We start from the raw sequence: 26,180 nt of genomic DNA on the forward strand, positions 1-26,180 counted from the left end.
ATCCGTCCGGTCCGGACATGTCCATATTATAGTAGAAACAGTGATTATTGCTGGGAATCGGCAAGGAGACTTGCCGTTCCGACGAATTCGGTGATTTTGTCTTCCGCAGTCAGGCGGGCGATCGTTTTGTTGATCGCGCTGACCAAATCCTGATTGCCTTTCTTAACGGCGATAGCGGAACCGCCTTCGCTGTCTTCAAACGTGTAGTCCGCAAGTATCAGATCGGGATTCGCCTTGACGTACGCTTTCGCAACCGGCAATTCGGCGACGACCGCTTCGACTTTACCGTTTTTCACTTCCATGATAAGATCGGGCAGCGTACCCAATTCCTTGATCTGCGGATGATTGTCGTCAAGCGCCGCACCGGTAACGCCTTTGATCTGTTCTTTGGCAATGCCGACTTGGATGGCACCTTTCTGAGCGCCGAGCATTGCGTTTTTCAGCGACGCCGGATCGGAACCGTATTTGCCCGTATCGGCGGCGCGGATCACGGCACCGTGCACGGCCTGATAGTAAATGTCCGAAAAATCCACGTTCTGCTTGCGCTCTTCAGTCGGCGTCATTCCGGAAATGACGAAGTCGACGTTTCCCGAAACGAGTGCCGCCAAAAGACCGTCGAAGTTCATGTCTTTGATTTCAAGCGTTACGCCGAGATCTTTCGCAATTTCCTCGGCGATCGCAACGTCGAATCCGACGATCGTATCTTTTCCGTCTTTGAGCAGATGGAATTCATACGGCGGATAATCGGCCGACGTTCCGAGGATGATTTTTCCTTTCGCCTTGATCTGATCCAGTTTTGAGCCTGCGTCTTTCTGTCCGAGTGCGATCACGGGCAAAACGAGTAAAAAAGCTGCAAAAACGGTAAGTGTTTTTTTGAGCATGTTCACCATATTCCTCCAAAAAAATGAATGATAATCGAATTATAACGATAATGAAACTGTTCCTCAAGGTGTTATAAACGGCTTTCTGAACGGCGGCTGCGCGATTTGCGTACGTATCCGTACCGGCGGCTGCCGTAAATAGACAGACTGCGTTTTTTTGTATAGTATTGGTATCCATGAAACGATTCCGCATTATTTTATGTGCCTCCGCTGCCGTCGCGGCAGCGCTCGTTTTGAGTTTCGGTATATACGTTCATTTACTGAAAAATCCGTCCGCACCTGATCCGCTGACCGCTTCCGAGCTGAACCGGTTCGCATCCGCGTGTGCGGAACGTTATCCTCAGACCATTCTGAATCCGCTTCCGTATCGGATAACGGATGCGCAGCTGGACGTCTACAGCGGTGCGGCGATCCTCGTCGATACCGCGAACGGCTGCATTCTGTTCGAGAAAAACGCGGACGACGTCATTCCGCCGGCGTCGATGACCAAACTGGTCGTCATGTACGTCGTCTTTCAGGAAATCGCGGCCGGCCGCATTTCACTGAGCGACGTCGTTCCGCTGCCGCCCGAATCCTGGGCGGTGAACGCGCCGCCTAATTCTTCCCTGATGTTTTTGGGGCAGGGGCAGACCGTTACGCTTGAAGAATTACTGCTGGGACTGGCCGTTGCGTCGGGAAACGATGCGGCCGTCGCCGTGGCCGACTACGTTTCGGGTTCCGTCGGCGCGTTCGTGGATCGGATGAACGCCGAAATGGAAAAACTCGGTCTCGAACATACCCGATTCGTGGAACCGTCCGGTTACAGCGAACTGAATTTGACCACGCCGCGTGAATTCGCTGCTTTCGCCCGTACGTACGTGAATCGGTATCCCGAAGCACTTGAAAAATTCCATTCGGCTCGGTCGATAGCGTACCCGCAGGAAAAAAATCTTGCGCCGTGGCACGCGGGAACCGGCAGTCAGCCGCCGATCGTCCAGCAAAGTACCAATAAACTGCTGGGCGTGCTGCCCGGCTGCGACGGACTGAAAACCGGGTTCATTTACGAATCGGGATACAATCTGTCGCTGACGGCGGAGCGCGGCGGAACCCGTTTCCTTGCCGTCATGATGCGCGGTCCGGGCAGCGGCAGCGCTGAAGGAAACGAATACCGCGTAAAAGATTCTACGACGATGATGGAGTGGGCGTTCGGACGGTTCGCCACGCGTCCGGCCGACGCGTTGGAAGCCGTTACCGTACCGGTTTTGGGCGCTGCGTCGAACGCGGTGACGCTGATACCCGTCGGCGGTAAACCGTTGACGGTTCCCTTGATTGTTGCCGATAAAACGCCGGCGCAAGCCGCGTCGCTGGTAACCTATGAAGTTCGTCTGCCGCCGTACGTGAGCGGAGCCGTGGAAGCGGGCGTTCGGTACGGTTCGGTCGTGTATTCGCTCGGCGGCGTTACGCTGCAGGAAATTCCGCTCGTCGCCGACCGCGACATCGCCGAGGGCAACGGATTGAAACGCCTGCTCGACCGGTGTGCCAAGCCGTTTTTGCGGAACCCGGCTTCTTGACGGTATCGGTGCAAATAAGTAGAATATGTTAAATTATACTGTATGAAATTCAGTGAGGATTTGGCCATGAAAAGTGACAACGCAAAAAAAGGTATCGCGCGCGCACCGCACCGGTCGTTATTCCGGGCGATGGGGTATACTGATGAAGAACTGGAACGCCCGCTCGTCGGCGTTTGCTGTGCCAAAAACGAAATTATTCCCGGCCATATTCACCTCGATAAAATCGCCGAAGCCGTTAAAGCCGGCATCCGCATGGCCGGCGGAACTCCCATTGAATTCCCCGCGATCGGCGTCTGCGACGGTATCGCGATGGGACACGAAGGAATGCGCTATTCACTGGTAACCCGCGAACTGATCGCCGATTCCATTGAATGCATGGCGAAAGCCCACCAATTCGACGCGCTCGTTATGGTGCCGAACTGCGATAAAATCGTGCCCGGTATGCTGATGGCTGCCGGCCGCCTCGATCTGCCGACGGTTTTCTGTTCCGGCGGACCCATGATGCCCGGTAAACTGCCCGGCGCGGATTCCTGCTATGAAGGCAATCCGTACGGCGGCAGACACCTGAGTTTGACCGATATGTTTGAAGCGGTCGGTGCCGTCGGCGCCGGAAAAATCACCGAAGCGCAGCTGACGGAGCTGGAACACGTCGCGTGCCCCGGCTGCGGCGCCTGTTCCGGTATGTTTACCGCGAACAGCATGAACTGCGTAACCGAAGTGCTCGGTTTGGCTTTGCCGGGAAACGGAACGGTTCCGGCGGTAACCGGCGAACGCATCGCGCTCGCCAAACACGCGGGCATGGCCGTTATGGATATGTTTGCAAAGGGAATTACCGCCCGCCGAATCATGACGCCCGCTGCGTTTGAAAACGCGCTCGCCGCCGACATGGCGCTCGGTTGCAGTTCCAACACCGTGCTGCATTTGCCCGCGATCGCGCACGAAGCCGGTACGAGTATCGATCTGCGTCTGATCAACGCCGTGTCCGAACGGACGCCCAATTTGTGTCACTTGGCGCCTGCAGGACACACGTTCATGTGCGACTTGAACGAAGCCGGCGGCGTTCAGGCGGTGCTCGCCGAACTGGCAAAGAAAAACCTGATCCGTACCGATCTGCCGACCGTAACCGGCAAAACCGTCGGCGAAAATATCGCCGGCGTAAAAAACCGGAATCCCGCCGTGCTCCGGCCGATCGAAAATCCGTATTCGCCCACCGGCGGTATCGCGATTTTGTTCGGTAATCTCGCACCCGACGGTACCGTCGTCAAGCGTTCCGCGTGCGCGCCGGAACTGATGAAACACACGGGACCGGCCCGCGTGTTCGATTCCGAAGAAGACTGTTTCGCCGCCGTCCAGGCGCAGAAAATAAAAAAAGGCGACGTCGTCGTCATCCGCTACGAAGGTCCCAAAGGCGGGCCCGGAATGCGCGAAATGCTCGCCGTTACCGCCGCTCTCGCCGGACAGGGGCTCGACCGCGACGTGGCGCTCATCACGGACGGCCGCTTTTCGGGTGCAACCCGCGGCGCGTCGCTCGGCCATTGTTCTCCCGAAGCCGCCGACGGCGGACCTATCGCGCTGGTTCGCGAAGGGGATACCGTTACGCTCGACATCAACGCGTACAAAATTACGCTCGACGTTTCCGATGCGGAACTCGCCGCGCGCCGCGCCGCCTGGGTCTGCCCCGCGCCGAAAGTAACCGGCGGATATCTCGCCCGATACGCAAAACTCGTATCGTCGGCCGATAAAGGAGCCATCCTGCAATGAAATATACCGGCGCGCGAATCGTTATAGAATGTCTCGCCGAACAAGGCGTCGACGTCGTGTTCGGGTACCCCGGCGGGGCCATTCTGAATATCTACGACGAATTGTACAAACATAAAGACCGCGTCCGTCATATCCTGACGGCGCACGAACAGGGCGCGGCGCACGCTGCCGACGGCTACAGCCGTTCCACCGGCAAAACCGGCGTGGTGCTCGCCACCAGCGGTCCCGGCGCTACGAATCTCGTAACCGGCATCGCCACCGCGTACATGGATTCCGTTCCGCTGATCGCGATTACGTGCAACGTGGCGTGCAGTCTGCTCGGTAAAGACAGCTTTCAGGAAGTGGACATTACCGGTATTACGATGCCGATTACCAAACATAATTATATCGTGCGCGACGTTGCGAAACTGGCCGACACGATCCGCGAAGCGTTCGTCATCGCACAGAGCGGCCGTCCCGGTCCCGTTTTGATCGATATTCCCAAAGACGTTACGGCAGCCGTCGCCGAATACGAACCGCCGGTATGCGGCATCGTGTCCGAAGAAGAAACGGCGCTCGCCCGCGCGAGCATCCGCCGCGTTACGAAAGAACATATTCCTTCCGACGCCGAAATCGAATCGGCCGTGCAGCTGATAAACGCGTCCGTTCGCCCGTTTCTGTATATCGGCGGCGGCGTGATCATTTCGGATGCGTGTGCGGAACTCAAAGCGTTCGCCGAACGTGCCAACATTCCCGTGTCCGTTTCGCTCATGGGCAAATCTGCGTTTCCGTCCGCGCACCCGCTGTGCTGCGGCATGATCGGCATGCACGGTACGAAAGCCGCGAATACCGGTGCAAACAAATCGGATCTGATTATCGCAATCGGCGCGCGGTTTTCCGACCGCGTTATTTCCGATCCGTCGAAATTTGCCAAAAACAGTAAAATTCTGCATATAGACATCGATCCGGCGGAAATCAATAAAAACATTCCCACGTGCGGGGCGCTCGTCGGCAACATAAAAGACATTCTCGCGCGCCTGCTGCCGCTCGTCGCCGTGCGTTCCCGTTCGGCGTGGAACGATCAGGTCGAAGAATGGAAAAAACACGTACCGGCGATGTATTCCAAAAAAACGAAACTGCATCCCAAATTCGTGTTTGAAAAAATACACGAATTGCTCGGCGACGATACGATTATTACGACGGAAGTCGGTCAGCATCAGATGTGGACGGCACAGTTTTATCCGTTCGCGAATCCGCGTACGTTTTTGACGTCGGGCGGACTGGGCACGATGGGGTACGGAACCGGGGCGGCGATCGGCGCTCAGATTGCGAATCCCTCGCGGCACGTCGTGCATATCGCCGGAGACGGCTCGTTCCGCATGAACTGCAACGAACTGGCGACCGTCGCGCATTACAAGTTGCCGATCATCATCATCGTCGTCAACAACGGCGTGCTGGGAATGGTGCGCCAGTGGCAGAATCTGTTTTACGACAAACGGTATTCCGAAACGACGCTCGACTTTGCGCCCGATTTCGTAAAACTTGCCGAAGCGTACGGAATCGACGGATACCGCGCGATGTCGGAAGCCGAGTTTTCCGGCGTTTTTGCCCGAGCCGTCGCCGCCCGTAAGCCTGCCGTTATCGACTGCGGTATGAATATCGACGAAATGGTGTTGCCGATGGTTCCCGCCGGCAAGCCGATCGACGAACTGCTGCTGGATATATAGGACGGCAGCTGAATATAATCGAACAAAAGATGAGGATACGATATGATACGGAAAAACCCTGCGTTTGAAAATCTTGCCGCCGGCTATTTGTTCCCTGAAATAGCGAAGCGCCGCCGCTCTTACGCTGCGGCTCATCCCGATGCAAAACTGATCAGCTTGGGAATCGGCAATACGACCGAACCGCTGACACCCTACATTACCGCCGCGATGAAATCGTACGTCGAAGCGCTCGGAACGGCCGCCGGCTATTCCGGTTACGGCGACGACAGCGCGGGTGAAGCGCCGCTTCGTGCGAAGATCGCTTCCGTACTGTACGGAGGTCTCGTCGGCGCGGACGAAGTATTCGTTTCCGACGGCGCCAAATGCGACGTCGGCCGCGTGCAGCAAATGTTCGGCGCCGCCGTTTCCGTCGCGGTGCAGGATCCCGCGTACCCGGTGTACGTGGACGGCTCGGTTATGGTCGGCGCCGCGGGTAAAATGCCCGCTTCGGCCGCCGGCTACGCGGACGTTACGTACATGCCGTGTCTGCCCGAAAATAATTTTTTCCCCGATTTGTCCGTCGTAAAACCCGACAGTCTGATATATTTCTGTTCGCCGAACAATCCGACGGGTGCGGTCGCAACGAAAGCCGAACTGCGCCGGCTCGTCGATTTTGCACGTGCGAACGGCTGCATAATCCTGTTCGACGCGGCGTATTTTGCGTTTATCCGCGATCCGTCGCTTCCCAAAACGATTTTTGAAATCGACGGCGCGCGCGAATGTGCTGTTGAAATCAATTCTTTTTCCAAACCGATCGGGTTTACCGGCGTGCGTCTCGGCTGGACGGTTATCCCGAAAGAATTGCGATTCGCCGACGGAACGCCCGTGCAGACGCTGTGGACCCGGCTGACGAATACGTTTTTCAACGGCGCTTCCAACATCGCGCAGGCGGGCGGATTGGCTTCGCTCGATCCTGAAGGGCTGGCTGAAATGCGGACGCTTACCGATTATTATCTTGAGAACGCCCGCCTTATCCGTGAAGCGCTTTCCGGTGCGAATTTTACCGCCGAAGGGGTGGAAACGTACGCTCAGGGGAACGCGCCGTATCTGTGGGTGCGGTTTCCCGGAAGAAAAAGCTGGGAAGTGTTCGACGCGATTCTCGACCGCTGCCGCGTCGTAACGACGCCGGGCGCGGGCTTCGGTCCTGCGGGTGAAAGTTTTATCCGGTTCAGTTCGTTCGGGCACCGCAGCGCGGTGGTTGAAGCGTGCGACCGTTTGGCTCAGCTGAAACTGTAGCGTGCGACCGGATGCGCGCGCGGCCCGTTAAGTGTGCCTCGGTGCGCCGCCCGTTCAAATCCGGTGCTGCCGTTTCGCGCGCCCGGTTCGCGTCAGATGTTACCGTTCGTTTAAGGTCAGTTCGATGCCCGCTGCAATTTCAAACGGCGTCGAAACCGCCCGATAGGTAAGCGGTGTTACTTGTCCGCGCAGAAAATACGTGCCGGCTTTTTCGGTAATAATGGAAAAGCCGCCTTTGCCGTAGAGTTCAAGCGACATTTTTGCCGAATTCGCCGTTGTTTCGGTAAGAAAATCGGTTCCGAACGCCAGCAGGAGTTTGAACGGAACGCCCTGCGTGAACGCTTCCACTTCAAACAGCACCGTGTGAACGGTGTGTTCTTCGGCTGCGTTCCGATTGACCGCATATTGAATAAACGAATCCGCGTGTTCCGTTGAAAACAGCAGTTTTCCCATCATATAAAAGCCGTATTGTTTGTACAGATTTGCCGGCACCAAAGAAAAGACGCCCGCTCCTTCCAAACCGAGCTTGAACGGCAGCAGCAATTTTCCCGTTACGCCGATTCCCGGCACGATTACGTCGGAGACGTTGTTGTCGATCGTATACGCTATGCCGCCGCCCACGAAACCGCGCTTGCCCGAATAACGGATCAGACACTGCGCCTGATAGCGGTTCGCCGTGAAATACTGCAGGTCCGCGCTCAGCTCGCAATAGGGCAGAATCCGTTCGGAAACTTCAAACGAAAACGCCGGCGTGACGGTGCCTGCGTACGTGTCCACGTGCACCGTGCCCGACAACTCCAGCGCCGCCGCTCCTGCCGGAATCAGCACTACGAGAATAAGCAGACTGACGGTGCGCCGGACTTTTTTCATAACAGCACTTTATACCCCGCGGTAAATTTAAACGAATCATACCAGGAAGCGAGTTTAAACACGTCGAGTTTGACCGCGATATTGCACGTACCGCCGAAAATCCGGGCCGAAACGAACGGCGCCAGCTGCAGTGAAAGTTCGTCGGGCGATACGTGCGAGATGTTTGAAAGCGTCGTATTGCCGGCGGAAAACGTGGCGTGTACGCCGCTCGTCAGCAGCGCCGTTCCAAGCTGCAGGTTGTCTACGTAGACCGCCAAATTGCAGCCGATCGGATTCGACACGTAAAACAGTTCGTCCGTAACGCTTTCCGGCGGAAAATTGAACAGCGTGAAATTCAAGTGAAAGTTTTCGGCGGCAAACCGCGGTTCTATGATAAAATACAGATCTTCAAGTTTTAACACTTGCTCGTCCGCGGCGGGTTTTACGCGGATTTTTTTTACGCCGCCCTGAAGGAACAGCGACGTCGTGCGCGTGTTGCCCAGCAGCAAACTGAATCCGGTGTGAAGGTCCATCGTCCGGATGAGCAGAAACACTTTTTCACCCGCATCCGTTTTATTTTCTATCGGAAAACTCATTCCCGCCGCGACGTCGAACGTCGCGTATCGGTAGACCGCGCCGAACCGCACGTCCATATTGATGTTCATCAAATCTTCTTTATCGTTCGTATACACGTATATTCCGGCAGCTTTCGGCGAATGCATACGCATGACGTACGAAAGTCCGATATCGGAAAACGGATAAATCGACGTGCCGCTCAACCCGCGCCACGTTTCGGCTATACGCGACCCGATCGGCGTGATACCGAACTGCCGCTGCAAAAAGAGATCGGAACCGATCGATTCGTATTCGCCCACGAACAGTCCGACGAAGTGCGACATGCCGGAACTCGTAAATCGGGCGGTCGCCGATATTTCGTCGATTCTGAACGAAGCGGGCGTATCGTGAAAAATACCGTTGGCAGAAATGTTGTCAGTCTGAACGGAAAGTTCGGTTCTCAGCAGAAAAACGCCGGAAAGGTCGATTTGTCCGGCAAAAAACGCCTGCGCGGTCAAATTCGGTTTGGACGAATCTTTTACGGGTTTGAGAGAAGCCAGCGCTCCCGCGTAACCGGTAAAAAACGGCGCGGCAAACCCGGCCGCTGCGGAAAAAAGCATCGTGAATAATGCAAATATGGTATATAATATATTTTTCATGCTCATACGGAAGCTCCCGGCGTATAGACGTTCTTTATGATTATCGGCGCGATGCGGATATATCTACAGTAAAATAACACAATATACGGAAAAAATAAACGTTTGCTTCCGAAAAATGAAAAAAAAAGAAATATAAAAAAAACGCTACTTGACTTATCTTTTTTAACGTATAAAATGTAATGATATGAGTGACTATCTTGATATAAATAATGAAGAGCTGCTCAAGGATTTTTTCAGCGAAGCCGAACAGCAGGTTGAAAATCTTGAAAGTAATATTCTTGTAATCGAAAACGATCCTGCGAATCACGAAGCGATCGACGAAATCTTCCGTGCGGCGCACACGCTGAAAGGCGGGTCCGCGACTGTCGAAATGAACGAACTCTCCGGCTTTACCCACGCGGTGGAAGATTTGCTGGACGAAATACGTTCCGACCGCGTAACGGTAACTGAGCCGGTCGTAGACACGCTGCTTTCTTCCATCGACGTTATCAAGGCCATGCTCGAAGCCCGTCAGGAAGGGTCCGTATACGACGCGGATGTCGAGCCGATCAAACGGACGCTTAAATCTTTCATACCGGAAAAAGCGCCGAAGGGCAAAAGTGCTGCCGCCGTAAAACCGGCTCCCGTGCAGGCGGCGTCTCCCGGTGTGCCGGCCTCTTCCGGTGCTCCGCGCCCTGCAGCCGCCGTTCAAAATCCGGCGTCCGTGCCGCCGCCGTCCGCTTCCGCCGTATCCGGCGGTGCGAGTCTGCCGTCTCCGGCAGCGGGAGTTTCCGAATACGATTTGCTCGAGCTGAAACAGGCTTGTCCGGCCGGCCAGAAGTTATGGGGCGTTACGGTTCTGTTCGATGAAGCGAATCCGATGAATTCGGTCGGCGGTATTCAAGTATTCGCCGCGCTGAAAGAAAAAGGGATGATTCTTAAAACGATTCCCGATTTCGACGCGCTCTATGAAGACGAATTTTATCCGCAGGTTATCTATTTTATCGCGACGGCCGCTTCCGGTGAAGACCTTGAAGACGCTGCGTTCATTTCCGAAGTAACGGATTGTACTGACGCCCAGCTGCTCGATACGGCCGCCCCCGCCGCTGTCTCCGCACCGGTTCAGCAGGCAAAACCTGCCGCATCCGAAAAACCTGCCGGTGGTACCGCATCTTCGGTGCAGCCGGTATCCGCTTCTCCGGCAGCGGCTCAGTCCGCCGCGGCGGAAACGCCGCCCGACATTGAAGCGGAAAAGAAATCCGTTGCGCCGGTGAAAAACGATGCCGCAAAGAAATCCGCGGCGGCGCATTCAAACACAGGCAGCGTATTGCGCGTAGACGCCAAGCGCATCGATTACCTGCTGAATCTGGTCAGTGAAACCGTTATAACGAAAGCTTCGTTCAATCAGATTGCCATGCAGGTCGGCGACCTTCAAGTGCAGTTTCAGTCTGTCGACGCTGCGTATAAAGAAAAAATTCACGCGATGTTTGAGCAGCTGCCCCGGTATCTTGAAGAAATCCAAAACGGTGCGCCCGTTAAGGAAATAAAAGCCGCCATTAACGAAGAATTCGGAAGCATCATTTCGTTCTTTGATCCGTTTGAAGCGGATTTTAAGGGAATCGCGGCGAAATTTCGCTCTTCCACGCAGAATCTGGGCCGTATTGCCGGTGAACTGCAGGAAGGCGTCATGAAGATCCGCATGGTTCCCATCAGCCAGATTTTTTCCCGGTTTCCGCGCGTGGTGCGCGATTTGTCGCGCGATCTCGATAAGAAAATCAATCTCGTGATTGAAGGTGAAGAAACGGAACTCGATAAATCGGTTATAGAAGATCTGCTCGATCCGATCATGCACTGCGTACGCAATTCGCTCGACCACGGTATTGAAAAACCCGAAGCCCGCATCGCCGCCGGAAAACCGGAAGAAGGCACGCTGCTGCTGAAAGCGAGCAACGAGGGAAACCTGATTGTCATAGACGTGATCGACGACGGCGGCGGTATAGACGTCGCGCGCGTCCGTCAAAAAGCGATCGAGCGCGGTCTGATCCATCCCAATAAATTGCTGACCGATCAGGAAGCGTTTCAGCTCATTTTCGAGCCGGGATTTTCCACATCGGGAAAAATCACGAACGTTTCCGGCCGCGGCGTCGGACTCGACGTCGTAAAAACGCAGATTGAAAAACTGAACGGAACGGTCGTCGTTACTTCGGAACACGGCACCGGCACCAAGTTCAGCATCAGGCTGCCGCTGACGCTCGCAATCATACAGGGACTGCTTATCAGAGTCGGTCCGGAAGTGTATTCGATTCCGATTGCGTCCGTTATTGAAAGCCATCGCATCAAGCAGAGTGAAATCAGCACGATCGATAATTACGAAGTGCTGAACGTACGCAACGAAGTTATCAGCGTACTCCGGCTCAACCGGCTGTTCAATATCAAACAGAAAGAAGAAAAAGAGTACTGTTTCGTCGTTATCGTCGGAACGGCGGATAAAAAAATAGGTGTCATGGTCGATTCGCTGATCGGAGAAGAAGACGTCGTTATAAAACCGCTTCGCGATCAGTTTACCAATTCGCCCGGTATTGCAGGAGCTTCCATTTTGGGAGACGGTTCGGTTTCGCTGATCATCGACGTGAGTCAGCTGCTGGAACTGGGCGTACGGCAGGAAATCACCGCCCGCGAACAGCGGGAAGAGACGACGGTATAAGGGGCGCATATGGAAGCTGTTGTGGAAAATACGGAACTGACGGCCGGTTCGGCGGAAAATACCGCCGACGCGAATAAAGAACGGATCGCCGCCGTCGATTTCAAAATGGTAACATTTTCGCTCGCGGGAAAAGATTACGCGATCGACATCATGAAAGTAAAGGAAATCGCAAAAGCGGGACATTTTACGTACGTACCGAACACGCTGCCGTTCGTACTCGGCGTATACAATCTGCGCGGCGACATCATTCCGATCGTTGATTTGCGGCTCTTCTTCAATATTGAAGTGCCCGAGCGATCCAAAGAAGATCTTGAAAACATGTTGATCGTTACCGTCGACGAACAGCCGTTCGGTGTCGTCGTGGACGTAATCGACAAAGTCGTGGGTATTCAGCAAAGCACTATCCAACCGCCGCATCCGCTGTTCGGCGATATAAATATCAAATATATTTACGGCGTCGTGGAGAGCAACGACCGTCTGTACGTACTGCTCGATATCGACCGGATTTTCGGCGTGCGTGGGGTGGCTCATACGGATGAGACGAAGTCCGAAGAGTCGAAATTTGCCGTCGTGCACCCGCATGAGGAACCTGCAGCCGCAGAGCCGGGTGAAACAAAGGCCGTATCCGCTCCGCCGGCAAAGCAAAGCCGGGCCGCTTCGCCGCAGCCGCAGGCAGTTGCCCCGGCAGCGGTTAAGGATCCTTTCGAGGCCGATTTTCTGTTCGTAAAAGACAGTCTGCAGAAATTAAAATCGTTTTACGTAAACGACATAAACGAAGCCTGGGTCAAACGGCGCTTTGCCGAATGGCAAAAAGAACGCGGTGATGCCGTGCAGCTGACGAACGTTCAGGATGCGGAAGCCTTTCTGGCGCCGTTTTATTCAACGGATACCGCTTCGTTCTGGTCGCGCCAATATGCGGACGCAGTGTATAAAACGCTGCCGGAGAACGGCGCAAAACAGATCGTGGTTTGGAATCCCGGGAGCGGAAAGGGATATGAAGCGTATTCGCTTGCCTGTCTGCTTGCCAAACGCTACCCCGAAAGCCGCGTAAAAATCTACGCGCAGGACATTGATCTGCTGAGCGTGTCGAACGCGCCGCTGCTGACCGTTCCCGCCAAATTTGCGGAAGATTGGTACGCGCCGTACGTGGTGCGATCGGTGTCGGGGGAATACGTATTCTCTGCGGAAATAAAAGACACGGTCATGTTTGAATATCACGACTGCATGCACGCGAACACGATGCCGCCCGTCGATATTATCTTCAGCCGCGACGTGGTGTCTTTCCTTGCGCCGGGGACGCAGGAAACGTTGTTTGAAGATTTTGATGAAAAACTGAAAGGCAACGGTATCATTATTTTAGGCGAAAATGAAACGCTGGCTAATATGTCCGCATGGTCTGAAAAGATGGTTGGATCCGTCGTTATATACGGCAAACAATAGTAAATAGGAAAGGAGAAACGCATGAGAGTCGAATATATCAATCCATTCGTTGAAACTGCGTACAGCATTCTCAAAGAAGTTCTCGGCGGAGAAGTAAAGCGCGGAGAATTATATCTTAAATCAACGTCGATGCCCGTTATGGGCGTCGCGGCGCTCGTCGGTCTCGCGGGCGACGTCGAAGGCCGCGTGCTGTTCGATATGACGTTTGATACCGCGCTGAAAATCGCTTCCCGCATGAATATGGAAGAATTGCCCGCGTTCGACGAATTGGCAAAAGCGACTATTACCGAACTTGCAAATCTTATCACTGCTCAGGCAGTTACCAAACTGCACGAGCTCGGTTTTAAATTTGACCTGACCCCGCCGGCGCTTTTTACCGGTGAAAAAATGGAGATTTCCGATCACGAAGTCGAAGCACTGATTGTTCCGATGATCACCGAACAGGGAAAGGTTGAAGTTAACGTTGCAATCCGGGAACGGATGTAAAGAAGTGGAGTTGTACTATGAAAACAAAACAGGATTTTCCTTCAATTAACGAACGCCCGCCGGAAGGGATCAGAGTCGACGGAACTAAAATCAAGGTTCTCGTCGTGGACGATTCCATGTTCGTTGCAAAACAGTTGGGCCAGATCCTTTCAAGCGAAGGATATGACGTAGTAGCGACCGCGGCGGACGGCAAAGAGGGCGTCGACAAGTATAAGGAATTATATCCGAACGTCGACATCGTTACGATGGATATAACGATGCCCCGTATGGACGGTATTACGGCGCTCGAGCAGATTATGGCGTTCGATAAAAACGCACGCGTTATTATGGTCAGTGCACTCGGAAAAGAAGAGCTGGTCAAGAAATCGCTCATGCTCGGTGCAAAGAATTATATCGTCAAGCCGCTCGACCGCAAAAAGGTTCTTGAACGGATCAGCGCCGCGATAAAATAGTCTATTCCGCAACGAGCAGACTGTAATAGCCTTTGCGTACTTTGACGACTTTTCTGGGGGATTTATGCGAATCGTGCAGTAAATCCCTCAGAGAATGAATATATGTGTAGAGCGTTTTAATATGTCCCTCCGAATGTTCCTGCCACAAATATGTTTCCATTTGCCGCAGGGAAACGACTTCGTTTCTGTTTTTATACAATAATTCCAATACAACTACCGCGGATTTGCAAATGGTGTGCGGATATCCTTTGTCCAGAAAATAAACGGGGAACGGTTCCCTCCGCTTCGTATAGTTCGCTTCGATTGCCGGATAGCTGATCGGTGCAGGGGAATCGAACGGTTTTTGTTCCGCGCCGGCGGCAATCCGCAAAAAATGCTGCATTTCGGGCGTGTTGTGCGACTGAAAATACTGCGACAGCTGATCCTGCCACGCTTCGTAGACGGAACCGGCGGGCAGCGTGTCCTGATTGAAATAGAACAGTACCAAATCCTGCCGCCGTGCCGTAATATGGGTTACGACGTTAAAATGTTTGTGGTCTATCATTTGATAGTCGGCGAATATGACGTTGATCTCTTCCTGTTTGAATAACTGGTGCAGTGCGTTGAATTCGCTTACTTCCCAATTGGCAAAACCCGCCGCAGAAAGCGATTGTCTGTATGCCGAACAGAGCTCCGAATGCGGCGCTAAAAATACTGTGTTCATATACGCTCCGTAAAAAAGAACGATATTCGTTTTTTTGCCCGTTTATCTATTGACCAAATGTACGGTTTATTATAATATAGAAAAACAACGGTATCTGCCGTTATTCGGGCGATTAGCTCAGATGGTTAGAGTACAAGCATGACACGCTTGGGGTCACTGGTTCGATTCCAGTATCGCCCAGAGAAACTGTTCGGAAACTCCGGTTTTCGGACAGTTTTTTTATGCAAAGGTGTGTAAGACGGCACTTTTTTAATATCGGCGGTATGCGGCCGGAAAATGAGCGTTTTCCGTTTTCAGTGTGCCGCCGTGCAGGGTAAATAAAAAAAGCGGCGGAACCGATCGTTCGCCGCTTTTTTGTGAAACCGGAACTTAGCCGTTTACGCGTTCAACGTATTCGTTCGTTTCCGTGTTTACCAATATTTTTTCATCCTGCTTGATGAACAGGGGAACGCGAACCGTCAGCCCGGTTTCCGTAACGATCGGTTTCGTTGCGCCTGAAACGGTGTCTCCGCGGACGTAGTTTTCACTTTGTTCAACTGAAAATACCATTTTCTGCGGAATCTTTACGTCGATCGGATTTTCTTCCCAAATAACGATCGGATATTCTTCGCCTTCTTTCAGGTAGTATTTCAGATTTTCATTCAGCGATTCGGGAACGTGGACCGTTTCAAAAGTCGCCGAATCCATGAATACGTAATTTTCACCGTCGCTATACTGGTATTGGCAGGTGCGCGTGTCGATTTCCGCGTCTTCAACCGTATCGGGCGTTTTTATGGTCTGCGTCAGGACCGAACCGTCTTTGAGATTCTTCATTTTAACGCGGGCAAAAGCTGTTCCTTTTCCGGGATTGACGAATTCGCGTTCTACAACGAGATACGGCGCGTTTTTAATAAGCAAAACCGTACCTTTACCGATATCTCCACCTCTAATCATGTGCGTTTCCTCACTATATAAAACAAAATCTGTAAGCGTTGCAAATAGTATACCGAAATCCGCCGTTTATGCCTAGTGCCGTACCTGTTCCAGCGGAAAGGGGAGCACGGAATCTATGGATGAACATCCCGCAAGCAGTGCGATAAGCCTGTCCACGCCGAGCGCACTGCCGCTGCATGCGGGGAATTTCCGGAATATTTTCCAGTAGTCGGGATCGATTGCATGGGGTACGCGGGCCGTGTTTTGCTTCAGTTTTCCTTCCGTTTCAAAATAGGCTTTGACTTTATCGGGATCGGTTTCTTCGGTATAGCAGTTCGCCAGTTCAATTCCCTGCGCATACAGTTCCCAGCGCTCTTTCCATAACGGCGTCCGTCCGGAATCTTGTTCCGACGGCGAGCCGTGCACGGCGTCGGTTACGTCTTTTGCCAGACACGGCACTTTGGCCGGGTAATCCGTTAAAAATACCGGTTTTTCCCGCGGAAGCGCCGGTTCCACGCACTGGACCAATAGCAGTTCGTACAGGTCGTCCCACGGCCACTCGCGGAACGGATGTTCGGCGGGTTCGGCGATGCCGAGTTTTGCCGCCCGATCGGCAAGGTCTGCCGCTTCCGGACAGTCGGACAGACGGAAGCCGGCGTATGCTTTAAACGCGTCGTCCATCGTGAGTCTGATGAACGGCGGGCGGAGCGGTGAATACGGATCCCGTACGGTTCCGTCCGCGGCAGCCGGCTCCGGCGCGGGCAGCAGCGCGGTGAACAGGTCTTCGGTAACAGCCGCGGATACGGCGTAATCGGCGTTCATCGTGTAATATTCGAGCATCGTGAATTCGGGACTGTGGATGCGGCCGGTCGATTCGACGTTTCGGTAACATTTTGAAAGCTGAAAAACGGAAACGGCGTGTCGGGCAATGATTTTTTTCATATAAATTTCCGGCGACGGCACCAAATACAGCGGCTGCGTGCCGCCGCTCCAAGGTTCGATGTAATCGGTGCGAAACACTTCAAGGCACGTTTCCGGTATCAGATCTCGGCTCAGCGCCGGCGTGTCGAGTTCCAGATATCCCCGCTCTATAAAAAACGTCCTGATTTTTTGCATGATCCGCGCGCGGAATTGCAGCATCTCTAAATCCATATGCCGCGAGTATAGCGAAAATCGCGTTTCTGTGCTATAGTAGCGGTCGAGGATGCACGATGCCCCAGCCCAAATTGTTCAGGATTATCGATAAAGCGGTGTTTGAATACCGTATGATAGAAGACGGCGACCGGATTCTGATCGGCGCCAGCGGCGGAAAAGATTCCACCGCGTTGGTCGAGTATTTTGCAGCGCGCAAAAAGCAGGGGCGGGACCGATTCGATTTTACGGCGCTGCACGTGTCGACCGAAATAGCTCCCGCGTTCGACCGCCGGCTGCTCGAACTGTTCGCGCAATGGAACGTGTTTCCTGAAACGGTGAACGTCGGCGTACTGGAGCGGCTGAAACCGGGGCGCCGCATGAATTGCTGGTGGTGTTCCACGCAGCGCCGAACCGAATTGAACGCGTACGCGATCGCGCACGGATACAATAAAATCGCGCTCGGCCACCATATGGACGATATTCTTGAAACGCTGCTGATGAACGCTCTGGGTAAAGGAGAACTTTCCACGATGCCGCCGCGGCTTCAGTATGAAAAATATCCGGTTACCGTCGTACGCCCGCTGTGTTTTTCCGACGTGGATACGATCGTCGCTCACGCGGCGGAGCGCGGGTACATTTCGGCAACGTGCACCTGCTCGTATCAGGATAATTCCGGCAGAAAATCAGCGCGCGCCCGGCTTGCACAGCTTACCGGCGGATCTTACGCTGAGAAACGCCGGCTTTTTGAATCGCTGCGAAATATCAAGCGTGAATATTTACCCTGAAAACCTGAGTAAAGTGTGGATTTTTTGATTCACGCGTGTTATAGTAATAGATATATTTTGGAGGTATCTAATGAATCGTTTTACATTGATTTCATTGAGCGTAGTCGTTGCCGCCGTTCTGAGTTTTGCCGGCTGTGCTTCAAAACCCGAAGCGGTAGAACCGGAACCCAAAGAACTTACCAGTATGGTGAAAACGGAAGTTGTTGAACATAAAGGAACTGCTCTGGGGATTACTCAGCTGCCGATATGGGTTGAAACGTATATCACCACCGGTATCCTTGGACTTGAAAAACTGCCCGATTACACCGGTTCCTACTGCTTCGTGGGTGAACAGATCGGTACCAATCTGAACGCGGTTCAGACGTGGGCCTCTTCTTTCAACGTGTCGCGTGAAATTGCGACGACCGTTTCGAGCCGTGTTGACGCGCTGTTTACCGGTGCCGCCAGCGGTTCTCCCGAAGGAAAATACGGTACGTATTTTGAAAACGTGGTAAAAGCCGCCGCAAACGCGAATTTTTCCGGTGCGCGTAAAATCAACGACTGGTGGGTTCTCGTCCGCCGGTACGATACCGATGTGAAGAAAAAGTTTACCGACGAATACCGCGTGTACGTTCTGTATACAATCGAAAAGGACGTCCTGGATCAGCAGGTTATGTCGATGATCGACAAAGTCGCTTCCGATTCCAGCGTTACGGATGAACAGAAATCCGCGATCAACAACGTGAAAAAGATAATGGAAAGCGAAGGCTTCTGATCCGCGGAGCCGGATTTCCGGTGAAGCGTTAAAAGGCGGCGGCGCGAAATAGGGCTTCCGAAAGCAGGTTTTATCCGGCTTTCGGCGCATATTTCGGCGGCCGCTTTTTTTATTCATTCCGGTCAATCGCTCCGCGGCCGGCGTCTTTTTTGCGTTATGGGGCAGATGATTAAAAAAAATGCTGGTAAAAATACAGATATGTGATATAATTGGATAAATATATTAAAAAGTGACAGGGGAATTGTACGATGAATGAAGACGACTCACTGATGGATCGTGTGCTTGATTTTATCAGCGAAACGGCTGTTTATGAATCTGCGGCGGCAGCTTGCAGAATTGGGTATGCCGTTCCGGGCGGAAATTCCGGTTCACTGATGAGTTTTTCCCATCTGCTTGAAAAGTTCGTACATCTTGATTTTACCGAAGACGAAGCAATCCGCCACTGGGAGCGAATCCTGCTGGTGGCGCAGCAGCTCGAACGGAAGCTGGGGCAGCACGTAAGCGCCTATCTGGCTATCGTCGATTATTTTACTTCGGCGGAACATGTGTTCGATTCTCCGGTACTTATCGAAGTTCACGTACTCCGCAAAACGGAGGAACTGGCGATGCTGGACGGTTTAACCGGTGCTTTTAACCGGCGGTATATGGATGTCGCCTTGAAAAAGGAACTGAATCGGAGTACCCGTTACGGAAAGCAGTTTTCGCTTATCATTCTCGATATCGATGATTTTAAACGGCTGAACGATACGTACGGACACGAAGTAGGCGATATCGTTCTACAGGAATTTTCGGATGCCGCCAGAAGCGCCATACGGGAAGAGGACGTTTTTTGCCGGTACGGCGGGGAAGAATTTTTGGTTATTCTGCCGGAAACCGACACTTCCGGGGCGTACGTATTGGCGGAACGGATCAGACATCAGCTGGAAAGCGCGGCCATTCACGAAACGTACGGAATCACGTTTTCTGCGGGAACGGTTACGTATCCCGATTATGCGGATAATTCGGCCGATTTACTGCGGAGAGTTGACCGCGCGCTGTATCAGGCGAAGTTCAACGGTAAAAATCAGACTGTGTCGGCTGTCGCTGATACTCTATAAGCTGCGGAAGCGGTCTCCCGGTTCCGCATTGCACAAACCCCGATTTCAGGCTATACTGAATCCATATTTAACGTATATAAGGATTCTGTATGGCTATAAATTGCGGTATCGTCGGATTGCCGAACGTCGGTAAATCCACCATTTTTTCAGCGTTAACTTCTGCTCCCGCGGAAGCGGCGAATTATCCGTTCTGCACGATAAATCCGAACGTCGGAATCGTCGATCTGCCCGATGCCCGGCTCGATTTTTTGGCGAAAACGTTTGAAACCAAACGCAAAGTTCCCGCAACGGTCGAATTCGTCGATATAGCGGGATTGGTAAAAGGCGCTTCAAAAGGCGAAGGGCTGGGCAATCAGTTTTTGGCTCATATCCGTGAAGTCGGCGTTATCGCGCACGTCGTACGCTGCTTCGACAACCCCGACATCATTCACGTGAACAATAAAATCGATCCGGCCGACGATATTGAAACGATCAATATGGAACTTGCATTTGCGGATTTGGATACGGTCGATAAACGGATCGAAAAAGCAAACCGTTCGGCGCGCGTTATGGGAAAAGATGAACAGAAAAAGGCTGCGGTCGTGCTCGGTGCGCTGAATAAGATAAAACCGCTGCTTGAAAACGGCGAAGGTGCGCGCAAAGCCGAACTGTCCGACGATGAAAAGCTTGCCGTGTACGATTGCCATCTTATTACGATGAAGCCGCTCATGTACGTCTGTAACGTGGATGAAGACGGTATCAAAAACGGCAGCCCGTACGTGGACACCGTCAGAAAAATTGCGGAAACTCAGGGATCCGATGTGGTCGTCATCTGCGGTAAGTTCGAGTCCGAACTTGCAGATATGGAAAGTCCGGAAGAAAAGCTCGAATTTCTTGCGGAAATCGGACTGAAAGAATCCGGGCTTACCACGCTGGCTCGCGCAGCGTATCATCTTATGGGATTGCGGACGTTTTTTACCGCCGGTGCCGACGAGTGCCGCGCCTGGACCATTCACGCCGGCGATACGGCGCCGAACGCCGCCGGAGTCATTCACACCGATTTTGAAAAAGGTTTTATCAAAGCCGAAGTGTACCGATACGAAGACCTCGTTGAATACGGTACGGAAGCGAAAATCCGTGAAGCGGGAAAATACCGTGTCGAAGGCAAGGAGTATACCGTACAGGACGGCGACGTGATGTTCTTTAAATTCAACGTGTAGGGAGCGCAATGTCGCGGATTACGCATGCCGTTTGGGATTGGAACGGAACGTTATTTATGATATCGATCTTTGTATCGAAACGATAAACGGTATTTTAGAAGAACAGAATCTCGATAAAATAAAGATGAATATAGAAAAAAAATTCTGTTTTCCTATTATTCGATACTATAAAAATCTCGGTTTGGATGTCTCCGGTTATAATTTTGAAAAATTGGCGCAGAAATATATCGAACGGTATCAGACGAAAAGTGCGCAGTGTAGGCTGGTTCATCATGCCGAACGAGTGTTGGAACACTTGAAAATAGAGGTGTGGTGCAAATCATAGTGTCGGCTTCAAAATTGGAGCTACTGAAAGCACCAGTATGCGATACGGATATTTTTGAATAATAATCCTCTTTTTATGCACGATTTGTTTTATTGCGTACCATAACTGATACGGACTTGCGTCCGGGAGTGTTACGGTATGAAAAATGAAACGAAAATCATCTGTTCCGTTGTATGGTTTTGCGGAGTCGTGATATGCGCGTTGCTTTCACTTACGGCGGTTTCGCTGCTCCTGTACGGCTGCGGCGCTCTGGTGCCGGGAGAAACCGGGAACTCCGGGACTGATATCCGCGTCGTCAGCTGGAACGTGCAGACTTTTTTTGACGCGCAGACGGCCGGCACCGAATACGGGGAATTCCGCGGACCGAACACGGCGTGGTCGCTTGCAAAGTATACCGCCCGCTTGGAGCGGTTGTGCGGCGCTATAAAACGGCTGGATGCGGATATTCTCGTGCTTCAGGAAATCGAAAACGAATCGGTTTTGCGTGATATCGTTAATTTTCTTGCGTCGGACAATACGTACCGATACGTATGTTTTGCCGCAGACGGAGACGGAGCGATCGGCTGCGGCGTTTTGTCCCGTCTGCCGGTTGTATCCGGTACGGTTCATCAAGTCGATTCCCGTATACACGGCGTACAGCCGTCCCTTCGGCCGCTTTTGGAAATTACCGTTTCAAATACGGCGGACGTTCCCGTGTGTGTGCTGCTGATCTGCCATTGGAAATCAAAAGCCGGCGGAAGCGACGCCGCCGCTGTCTGGCAAGCGGCGCAGGAACGTCTTGCGGCGATCCGTGCGGCGGAACTGCTGTACGCCGTGCTGCCGGCGGATGAAAATCGCCTGCCGGTCGTGCTGTGCGGTGATTTTAATCGGGATATCGGAGAATTTACCGAAGACGGCGCAGACGGCCGGGCGGTGTGTATGGACGGTGTTTCCCTTAAAAGCGGCTGGCTTTCTTTTTCTTCCGCAGATACCGGGGCGGGAAGTTATTTTTATCGGAATAATTGGGAAAAAATAGATCATTTTTTTATAGCCGGTGCCATCGATTTCGTTGATTTTAAAGCCGAATCGGACGGTCCGTGGAGCCGGCTTTCTGATACCGGTGTTCTCGTTCCTTTTAGATACGAATTATGGAACGGACAAGGGTATTCCGATCATTTTCCCATAGCGGCGACCTTCCGCATATCAGGCCGGCAGAAACAAAACGGGTCGCATTGACCGTAGCGGTGAAATATGCAATAATGACGTATACGAATAGCAAAGCAGCTTTCCGAAACTGCTTTTATATTACCGGAGGTTTTTCATGGTTGCAATGATTGTAGGTATTGTTTTAATTGCTTTTACCGTATTTGCTGCAATTCCCGGAGGGCTTGCATGGGGTGCCGATATTATTACGTTCCTTAAAGGCTGTGCTCCCGTTTTAACCGCGTTTATCGGTTTGATAGCGATTTTTATCGGAATTGCCGATTTGAAAGATAAAAAAGAAGCAAAAAAAGAAGAAGCAGCAGCTCGGGATCAGGAAAGCCGGAAATAAAAGGTTTACGGATTCCGTTTCGGCCGGACGCACTGGATGCGGTCCGGCTTTTTTTATGCAGTTTCAGGTAAATAAAAAAAGACTGAATCTTGCAGATTCAGTCTTTAACGCCCCCTGCTGGGCTTGAACCAGCGACAAACGGATTAACAGTCCGTTGCTCTACCAACTGAGCTAAGGGAGCAACATTCGTTGCCGAACGTATGATGATATTATAGTTTTTCCGAAAAAAAGTCAAGAGGCCGTATGAAAAATATCGGATACCGTACGTAAAACGAATCAGTAAACGGCCGCCGTTTTTATGACGGCGTACATTCCGTCAGACCGGCGGGAGTGAGCAGATGGGTAAGCGGTATGTCGAGTTCGGTAACGGGAATAAAGTTCCGTATTTGCATGGTAAAACAGGCGCCGACCAATGCCGACGGCTGCCGGTCCGCAGCGTTGCATCTGTATATTTTTTCAAGATAGCGGTCGTAATATCCCTTGCCGTGGCCCAATCTGGATCCGCTGCGGGTAAAGGCAAGTCCGGGAACGATCACAACCGTTTTAACGGGAAACAGTGAGGGATCTATGCGCTGCAGCGAGCAGGGCGGCTCGTAAATTCCGTAACCGCCTTTTTGCAGTTGCGCTTCCGCAGGTATGTCCGGCTTCAGAATGTAAAAATCCATGTCGTTTGTTCCCGGTATCGTCCGCGGCAGTGCGACCGTTTTTCCGTCGCGCCGCGCCGATTCCATCAGAAGCGCCGTATCGATTTCAGTTTCCGCTGCCGCGTATACACAAAGCGTCCGGGCCGCCGCATAGAGAGCGGAATGCACAAAAAGATCTGCGGCCGCTGCACTTTCCCGTTCCCGCGCGGCGCGGTTTTGCCGATATACGTTCAACTGTGCCCGCATTTCCGTACGGAGCTTCGTTTTCTCGGCTGCGATTGTTTTCTCGTTTTTTCCCGATTCAGTTTTCATTTGCCGCCACCGTTTTTCTGTCCGAACAGCAGCGTTTCGTATTGCGCTTTCATAATGGTAACGCAGTCTTCTTTTGCTGCGTTGCCGCGTACGATGTCTTCAGCCAGTGCGCGGCAATTCGGTGCGCCGCATGAACCGCAGTCAAGACCGGGCAGTTCGTCGATTATCCGTTCCATTTTTTCGAGCATGGCGCGCGCTTTTGAAAAATCCGCATCCAGAATACGTCCGGGCCGCGGCGGTATGTCCCGGCTGAACGTGATTTTTTCCTGTTGTCCGGGTTGTAGAATTGTCGCCGGTTTTTGGTCGGAAACCGGTTCCGGCGGTGTTTGTCCGGTTTGCTGCTGTTGCCCGGAGTGCCGGCCGTGTGCCTCAGCGTGCGCGGTTTGCTGCAGACGGTTTCTGATAATAGCCTGCGCTTCAGGTACGCACGTTATGTTGAGCGGTCCGCCGAGACAGCCGCCGTTGCAGGCGGCGATTTCCGCAAACTCGTACACGCTGAATAATCCGGCTTCAATGGCTTCCAATGCGGAAATGGCCTGGGGAATTCCGCCGGCTGAAATCCAGGCTGTCCGCCGCATATCGGAAAGACATTCCGATTCGCCGCTTTCTTTGCTCCACACGGTGGTATTCCGGATAGTTTCGTGCCGTCGTCGGCCGGCGTCCGGATCGGTTTCGGGGTGTGAATCCGGTTCCGCCGCGTTTTTTTTCAGCGCGGAAAGGATTGCGATGTATAACGTGCCGACGGAAAACGAGCCGTCTATTTGCGAACCGTCGTATCCGAGCGGCACGCGCGCCGCAGTCATTTTTGCGGGGCAGGGGGAAATCAGATAGATTTTGCTGCCCGGCGGCAGCGTTTTTCTTGCCCGGCGCGCGGTTACTTCCACCGGCGGCAGCACCGGCAGCAAATTTTCTATCAGACTCGGAAATCTGATCTGAATCAGCTTGATAACGGCGGGACACGATGAGGAGATGACGGGATGCGGCGGATTTTCCGTCCGTGCAAGAAATTCCGCCGTCGCGCGCGTTACGGTTTCCGTGTCGTCGGCAACGTCGAACACGTCGGTAAACCCGATGTTCCGCACGGCGTCTCTGATCATGTCCGCCGTATATTTAACCGGAAATTGTCCGTAAAACGACGGAGTCAGCAGCGCCGCCCGCCGCCGCCCCTTCTGCAATTCGGCTATATCGAGCGACGCGGCGTATTTCGCCTTATTCGGACAATGGCGGATACATTCTCCGCAGTCTATGCAGCGCTCTTCCATGATAACCGCTTTGCCGTTTCTGACGCGGATAGCTTCTGCCGGACAACCGGTAACGCAGATAGTGCAGCCTTTGCACATATGCGAATATAATCCGACTGAATGGAATGCCGACGAATGTGTTTTCATACGGCGGTGTCTCCGTCTGCCTGATGTTCGGCAATATTGATTTTCATGGTTACCGTCGTTCCCTTGTCCGGACTGCTTTCAACGGACAGAAAATCGGAATTCCGCTTCATATTCGGAAGTCCCATTCCCGCGCCGAAGCCGAGTCCCTGTACCAGTTCAGGCGCCGTTGAAAACCCTTCCTGCATGGCTTGTTCTATATCGGCAATGCCGGGGCCGTGATCTTTCATTGTGATTATGATCTGCGTGTCCGTAATTTCTATAAATGCTTCTCCGCCGCCTGCATGAATGACCATATTGATTTCCGCTTCGTACATTGCGACCGCAGTCCGCTTGACGACCGGGGCGGGAAGTCCCAGCTGCTGCAGCTTCTTTTTGATTTCTGCCGAAGCCGTTCCTGCCTGAGAAAAATCTGTTCCTGATACAACGTAATGGAATATCATATGCAGTTCGGCCCGGAATTTTATTCCTGGGTTCCCGAAAGCCCTTCCCGGTAGAGTATGCCGCAGGCGGTAAACATCGGCAAATCCGTCTGCATCAATACGATGTCCATTTCACCCGCCAGTTTTATCATTTCTTCGTTCGGTTTTTTCCCCCGGACGAAGCATACCGCTTTTATGTCCATGAGATTGGCCGTGCGCACAACCTGTACGTTGATCAGTCCGGTCAAAAGCATTCCCTGTCCGTGAAAAAACGCCATAACGTCGCTCATCATGTCGGAACCGCAGGCGGAAACGATTTCCGTGTCGCTCAGCGATGTCCCGCTTACAATTCGGGCTTGTATATAATCTGCGGCCTGCCGTATGGTCATAGCAGCCTCCTTTTTCATTCAGCATACTGCTTTTGATGATACCATGAATTCCATACGCGGGCAAGAAAAAATCTAAAGTTTTCAAACGGGTATCCGATATTTATACTGTAAGACATATAAAACCGACGGCGGTATTCGACATCCAGACGCCGTCGGTTCTGTATTGTTTTACGGTTTCGTAAGGGGCTGTCGAAAAGACTGTCCGGAATATGATACGGTGCACGCGCTGCGTGCGAATCGCGTTCATGCTCCGGTCTGTGGTTACGCCTTTTCAGACAGCTTCTTTTTTTT

General features: G+C 52.7%; 25 protein-coding genes and 2 tRNA genes. 16 read left to right on the plus strand and 11 right to left on the minus strand.

What is annotated here, in order from left to right; all coding sequences use genetic code 11:
• Positions 1-44: 44 nt before the first annotated feature.
• Positions 45-881 carry a transporter substrate-binding domain-containing protein gene (locus tag TREBR_RS03835; RefSeq protein WP_013757911.1) on the minus strand — a complete coding sequence of 279 codons (837 nt, stop codon included), beginning with the start codon at positions 879-881 and terminating at the stop codon, positions 45-47.
• 176 nt (positions 882-1,057) lie between these two features.
• On the opposite strand from TREBR_RS03835, the gene TREBR_RS03840 reads away from it, so the two are divergent.
• From TREBR_RS03840 to TREBR_RS03855, 4 genes are all read left to right on the plus strand, one after another.
• A complete protein-coding gene (locus tag TREBR_RS03840) occupies positions 1,058-2,431 on the plus strand; it encodes a D-alanyl-D-alanine carboxypeptidase family protein (protein WP_013757912.1) in 1,374 nt (457 codons plus the stop codon).
• Positions 2,432-2,497: 66 nt separating this feature from the next.
• Positions 2,498-4,192: a dihydroxy-acid dehydratase gene (ilvD, locus tag TREBR_RS03845; protein ID WP_013757913.1), complete on the plus strand. Its 1,695-nt coding sequence runs from the start codon at positions 2,498-2,500 to the stop codon at positions 4,190-4,192.
• Positions 4,189-5,898 (plus strand): biosynthetic-type acetolactate synthase large subunit, encoded by a 1,710-nt coding sequence (gene ilvB, locus TREBR_RS03850; RefSeq protein ID WP_013757914.1) that lies wholly within the window; start codon positions 4,189-4,191, stop codon positions 5,896-5,898. The genes ilvD and ilvB overlap by 4 nt, the downstream gene beginning before the upstream one ends.
• 42 nt (positions 5,899-5,940) lie before the next feature.
• On the plus strand, positions 5,941-7,173 hold the full coding sequence (locus tag TREBR_RS03855; RefSeq protein WP_013757915.1) for an LL-diaminopimelate aminotransferase: 1,233 nt from the start codon (positions 5,941-5,943) through the stop codon (positions 7,171-7,173).
• A gap of 99 nt (positions 7,174-7,272) precedes the next feature.
• Here TREBR_RS03855 and TREBR_RS03860 read toward each other — a convergent pair whose 3' ends face one another.
• Both TREBR_RS03860 and TREBR_RS03865 read right to left on the minus strand, forming a co-directional pair.
• Positions 7,273-8,043: a hypothetical protein gene (locus tag TREBR_RS03860; RefSeq protein WP_013757916.1), complete on the minus strand. Its 771-nt coding sequence runs from the start codon at positions 8,041-8,043 to the stop codon at positions 7,273-7,275.
• A complete protein-coding gene (locus TREBR_RS03865; RefSeq protein ID WP_013757917.1) occupies positions 8,040-9,242 on the minus strand; it encodes a hypothetical protein in 1,203 nt (400 codons plus the stop codon). Before TREBR_RS03865 ends, TREBR_RS03860 begins: the two co-directional genes overlap by 4 nt.
• Positions 9,243-9,420: 178 nt before the next feature.
• Here TREBR_RS03865 and TREBR_RS03870 point away from each other — a divergent pair, with 178 nt between their 5' ends.
• The 4 genes from TREBR_RS03870 to TREBR_RS03885 are packed head-to-tail and all read left to right on the plus strand — an operon-like array spanning position 9,421 to position 14,297.
• A complete protein-coding gene (locus TREBR_RS03870) occupies positions 9,421-11,919 on the plus strand; it encodes a chemotaxis protein CheA (RefSeq protein WP_013757918.1) in 2,499 nt (832 codons plus the stop codon).
• Between the two features lie 9 nt (positions 11,920-11,928).
• Complete coding sequence (locus TREBR_RS03875) at positions 11,929-13,359, plus strand: CheR family methyltransferase (RefSeq protein WP_013757919.1); 1,431 nt, start codon at positions 11,929-11,931, stop codon at positions 13,357-13,359.
• Positions 13,360-13,380: 21 nt separating this feature from the next.
• Positions 13,381-13,845, plus strand: a complete 465-nt coding sequence (locus TREBR_RS03880) for a chemotaxis protein CheX (protein ID WP_013757920.1) — start codon at positions 13,381-13,383, stop codon at positions 13,843-13,845.
• A gap of 17 nt (positions 13,846-13,862) precedes the next feature.
• Positions 13,863-14,297 carry a response regulator gene (locus tag TREBR_RS03885; protein WP_013757921.1) on the plus strand — a complete coding sequence of 145 codons (435 nt, stop codon included), beginning with the start codon at positions 13,863-13,865 and terminating at the stop codon, positions 14,295-14,297.
• Position 14,298: 1 nt separating this feature from the next.
• Here TREBR_RS03885 and TREBR_RS03890 read toward each other — a convergent pair whose 3' ends face one another.
• A complete protein-coding gene (locus TREBR_RS03890; protein ID WP_013757922.1) occupies positions 14,299-15,000 on the minus strand; it encodes a winged helix-turn-helix domain-containing protein in 702 nt (233 codons plus the stop codon).
• A 106-nt stretch (positions 15,001-15,106) separates the two neighbouring features.
• Here TREBR_RS03890 and TREBR_RS03895 point away from each other — a divergent pair.
• Positions 15,107-15,180: transfer RNA gene (locus tag TREBR_RS03895), tRNA-Val, on the plus strand.
• 189 nt (positions 15,181-15,369) lie between these two features.
• Here the strand turns inward: TREBR_RS03895 and efp are convergent.
• Together efp and TREBR_RS03905 are read right to left on the minus strand one after the other, a co-directional pair.
• On the minus strand, positions 15,370-15,933 hold the full coding sequence (gene efp / locus TREBR_RS03900; protein WP_013757923.1) for an elongation factor P: 564 nt from the start codon (positions 15,931-15,933) through the stop codon (positions 15,370-15,372).
• Between the two features lie 72 nt (positions 15,934-16,005).
• Positions 16,006-17,118 carry an EF-P lysine aminoacylase GenX gene (locus TREBR_RS03905; protein WP_425358330.1) on the minus strand — a complete coding sequence of 371 codons (1,113 nt, stop codon included), beginning with the start codon at positions 17,116-17,118 and terminating at the stop codon, positions 16,006-16,008.
• 5 nt (positions 17,119-17,123) lie between these two features.
• On the opposite strand from TREBR_RS03905, the gene TREBR_RS03910 reads away from it, so the two are divergent.
• The 7 genes from TREBR_RS03910 to TREBR_RS03940 all read left to right on the plus strand — a co-directional run bounded on the left by TREBR_RS03910 (position 17,124) and on the right by TREBR_RS03940 (position 22,737).
• Entirely contained in the window at positions 17,124-17,831 is a 708-nt protein-coding gene (locus TREBR_RS03910; RefSeq protein ID WP_013757925.1) for a tRNA 2-thiocytidine biosynthesis TtcA family protein, read from the plus strand.
• A 70-nt stretch (positions 17,832-17,901) separates the two neighbouring features.
• Positions 17,902-18,585 (plus strand): hypothetical protein, encoded by a 684-nt coding sequence (locus TREBR_RS03915; RefSeq protein ID WP_013757926.1) that lies wholly within the window; start codon positions 17,902-17,904, stop codon positions 18,583-18,585.
• A 248-nt stretch (positions 18,586-18,833) separates the two neighbouring features.
• Complete coding sequence (locus TREBR_RS13505) at positions 18,834-19,682, plus strand: GGDEF domain-containing protein (RefSeq protein WP_013757927.1); 849 nt, start codon at positions 18,834-18,836, stop codon at positions 19,680-19,682.
• 89 nt (positions 19,683-19,771) lie between these two features.
• Positions 19,772-20,881 (plus strand): redox-regulated ATPase YchF, encoded by a 1,110-nt coding sequence (gene ychF / locus TREBR_RS03925; RefSeq protein WP_013757928.1) that lies wholly within the window; start codon positions 19,772-19,774, stop codon positions 20,879-20,881.
• Between the two features lie 31 nt (positions 20,882-20,912).
• On the plus strand, positions 20,913-21,206 hold the full coding sequence (locus TREBR_RS03930) for a hypothetical protein (protein ID WP_052296149.1): 294 nt from the start codon (positions 20,913-20,915) through the stop codon (positions 21,204-21,206).
• 138 nt (positions 21,207-21,344) lie between these two features.
• Positions 21,345-22,421 carry an endonuclease/exonuclease/phosphatase family protein gene (locus TREBR_RS03935; RefSeq protein ID WP_013757929.1) on the plus strand — a complete coding sequence of 359 codons (1,077 nt, stop codon included), beginning with the start codon at positions 21,345-21,347 and terminating at the stop codon, positions 22,419-22,421.
• Positions 22,422-22,506: 85 nt separating this feature from the next.
• Positions 22,507-22,737 (plus strand): hypothetical protein, encoded by a 231-nt coding sequence (locus TREBR_RS03940; protein WP_013757930.1) that lies wholly within the window; start codon positions 22,507-22,509, stop codon positions 22,735-22,737.
• A gap of 108 nt (positions 22,738-22,845) precedes the next feature.
• Here TREBR_RS03940 and TREBR_RS03945 read toward each other — a convergent pair.
• The 5 genes from TREBR_RS03945 to TREBR_RS03965 form a co-directional block, all read right to left on the minus strand.
• Positions 22,846-22,918, minus strand: a tRNA-Asn gene (locus tag TREBR_RS03945).
• A gap of 115 nt (positions 22,919-23,033) precedes the next feature.
• Positions 23,034-23,693, minus strand: a complete 660-nt coding sequence (locus TREBR_RS13510) for a 5-formyltetrahydrofolate cyclo-ligase (protein WP_013757931.1) — start codon at positions 23,691-23,693, stop codon at positions 23,034-23,036.
• A complete protein-coding gene (locus TREBR_RS03955; RefSeq protein WP_013757932.1) occupies positions 23,690-25,081 on the minus strand; it encodes a [Fe-Fe] hydrogenase large subunit C-terminal domain-containing protein in 1,392 nt (463 codons plus the stop codon). Before TREBR_RS03955 ends, TREBR_RS13510 begins: the two co-directional genes overlap by 4 nt.
• Complete coding sequence (locus TREBR_RS03960; RefSeq protein ID WP_013757933.1) at positions 25,078-25,521, minus strand: ATP-binding protein; 444 nt, start codon at positions 25,519-25,521, stop codon at positions 25,078-25,080. The genes TREBR_RS03955 and TREBR_RS03960 overlap by 4 nt, the downstream gene beginning before the upstream one ends.
• Positions 25,522-25,541: 20 nt before the next feature.
• On the minus strand, positions 25,542-25,889 hold the full coding sequence (locus tag TREBR_RS03965) for a hypothetical protein (protein WP_013757934.1): 348 nt from the start codon (positions 25,887-25,889) through the stop codon (positions 25,542-25,544).
• Between the last annotated feature and the right edge of the window lie 291 nt (positions 25,890-26,180).

The organism is Treponema brennaborense DSM 12168, assembly GCF_000212415.1.
Classification (GTDB): Bacteria; Spirochaetota; Spirochaetia; order Treponematales; family Treponemataceae; genus Treponema_F; species Treponema_F brennaborense.

Coding starts and splice junctions, on each gene's coding strand:
- TREBR_RS03960 (WP_013757933.1), bottom strand. CDS start 25,521: ATGATATTCCATTACGTTGTATCAGGAACAGATTTTTCTCAGGCAGGA.
- TREBR_RS03860 (WP_013757916.1), bottom strand. CDS start 8,043: ATGAAAAAAGTCCGGCGCACCGTCAGTCTGCTTATTCTCGTAGTGCTG.
- TREBR_RS03865 (WP_013757917.1), bottom strand. CDS start 9,242: ATGAGCATGAAAAATATATTATATACCATATTTGCATTATTCACGATG.
- TREBR_RS03840 (WP_013757912.1), top strand. CDS start 1,058: ATGAAACGATTCCGCATTATTTTATGTGCCTCCGCTGCCGTCGCGGCA.
- TREBR_RS03910 (WP_013757925.1), top strand. CDS start 17,124: ATGCCCCAGCCCAAATTGTTCAGGATTATCGATAAAGCGGTGTTTGAA.
- TREBR_RS03870 (WP_013757918.1), top strand. CDS start 9,421: ATGAGTGACTATCTTGATATAAATAATGAAGAGCTGCTCAAGGATTTT.
- TREBR_RS03855 (WP_013757915.1), top strand. CDS start 5,941: ATGATACGGAAAAACCCTGCGTTTGAAAATCTTGCCGCCGGCTATTTG.
- TREBR_RS03835 (WP_013757911.1), bottom strand. CDS start 881: ATGCTCAAAAAAACACTTACCGTTTTTGCAGCTTTTTTACTCGTTTTG.
- TREBR_RS03935 (WP_013757929.1), top strand. CDS start 21,345: ATGAAAAATGAAACGAAAATCATCTGTTCCGTTGTATGGTTTTGCGGA.
- TREBR_RS03875 (WP_013757919.1), top strand. CDS start 11,929: ATGGAAGCTGTTGTGGAAAATACGGAACTGACGGCCGGTTCGGCGGAA.
- TREBR_RS03885 (WP_013757921.1), top strand. CDS start 13,863: ATGAAAACAAAACAGGATTTTCCTTCAATTAACGAACGCCCGCCGGAA.
- ilvD (WP_013757913.1), top strand. CDS start 2,498: ATGAAAAGTGACAACGCAAAAAAAGGTATCGCGCGCGCACCGCACCGG.
- TREBR_RS03915 (WP_013757926.1), top strand. CDS start 17,902: ATGAATCGTTTTACATTGATTTCATTGAGCGTAGTCGTTGCCGCCGTT.
- ychF (WP_013757928.1), top strand. CDS start 19,772: ATGGCTATAAATTGCGGTATCGTCGGATTGCCGAACGTCGGTAAATCC.
- TREBR_RS03955 (WP_013757932.1), bottom strand. CDS start 25,081: ATGAAAACACATTCGTCGGCATTCCATTCAGTCGGATTATATTCGCAT.
- TREBR_RS13505 (WP_013757927.1), top strand. CDS start 18,834: ATGAATGAAGACGACTCACTGATGGATCGTGTGCTTGATTTTATCAGC.
- TREBR_RS13510 (WP_013757931.1), bottom strand. CDS start 23,693: ATGAAAACTGAATCGGGAAAAAACGAGAAAACAATCGCAGCCGAGAAA.
- TREBR_RS03890 (WP_013757922.1), bottom strand. CDS start 15,000: ATGAACACAGTATTTTTAGCGCCGCATTCGGAGCTCTGTTCGGCATAC.
- TREBR_RS03880 (WP_013757920.1), top strand. CDS start 13,381: ATGAGAGTCGAATATATCAATCCATTCGTTGAAACTGCGTACAGCATT.
- ilvB (WP_013757914.1), top strand. CDS start 4,189: ATGAAATATACCGGCGCGCGAATCGTTATAGAATGTCTCGCCGAACAA.
- efp (WP_013757923.1), bottom strand. CDS start 15,933: ATGATTAGAGGTGGAGATATCGGTAAAGGTACGGTTTTGCTTATTAAA.
- TREBR_RS03965 (WP_013757934.1), bottom strand. CDS start 25,889: ATGACCATACGGCAGGCCGCAGATTATATACAAGCCCGAATTGTAAGC.
- TREBR_RS03940 (WP_013757930.1), top strand. CDS start 22,507: ATGGTTGCAATGATTGTAGGTATTGTTTTAATTGCTTTTACCGTATTT.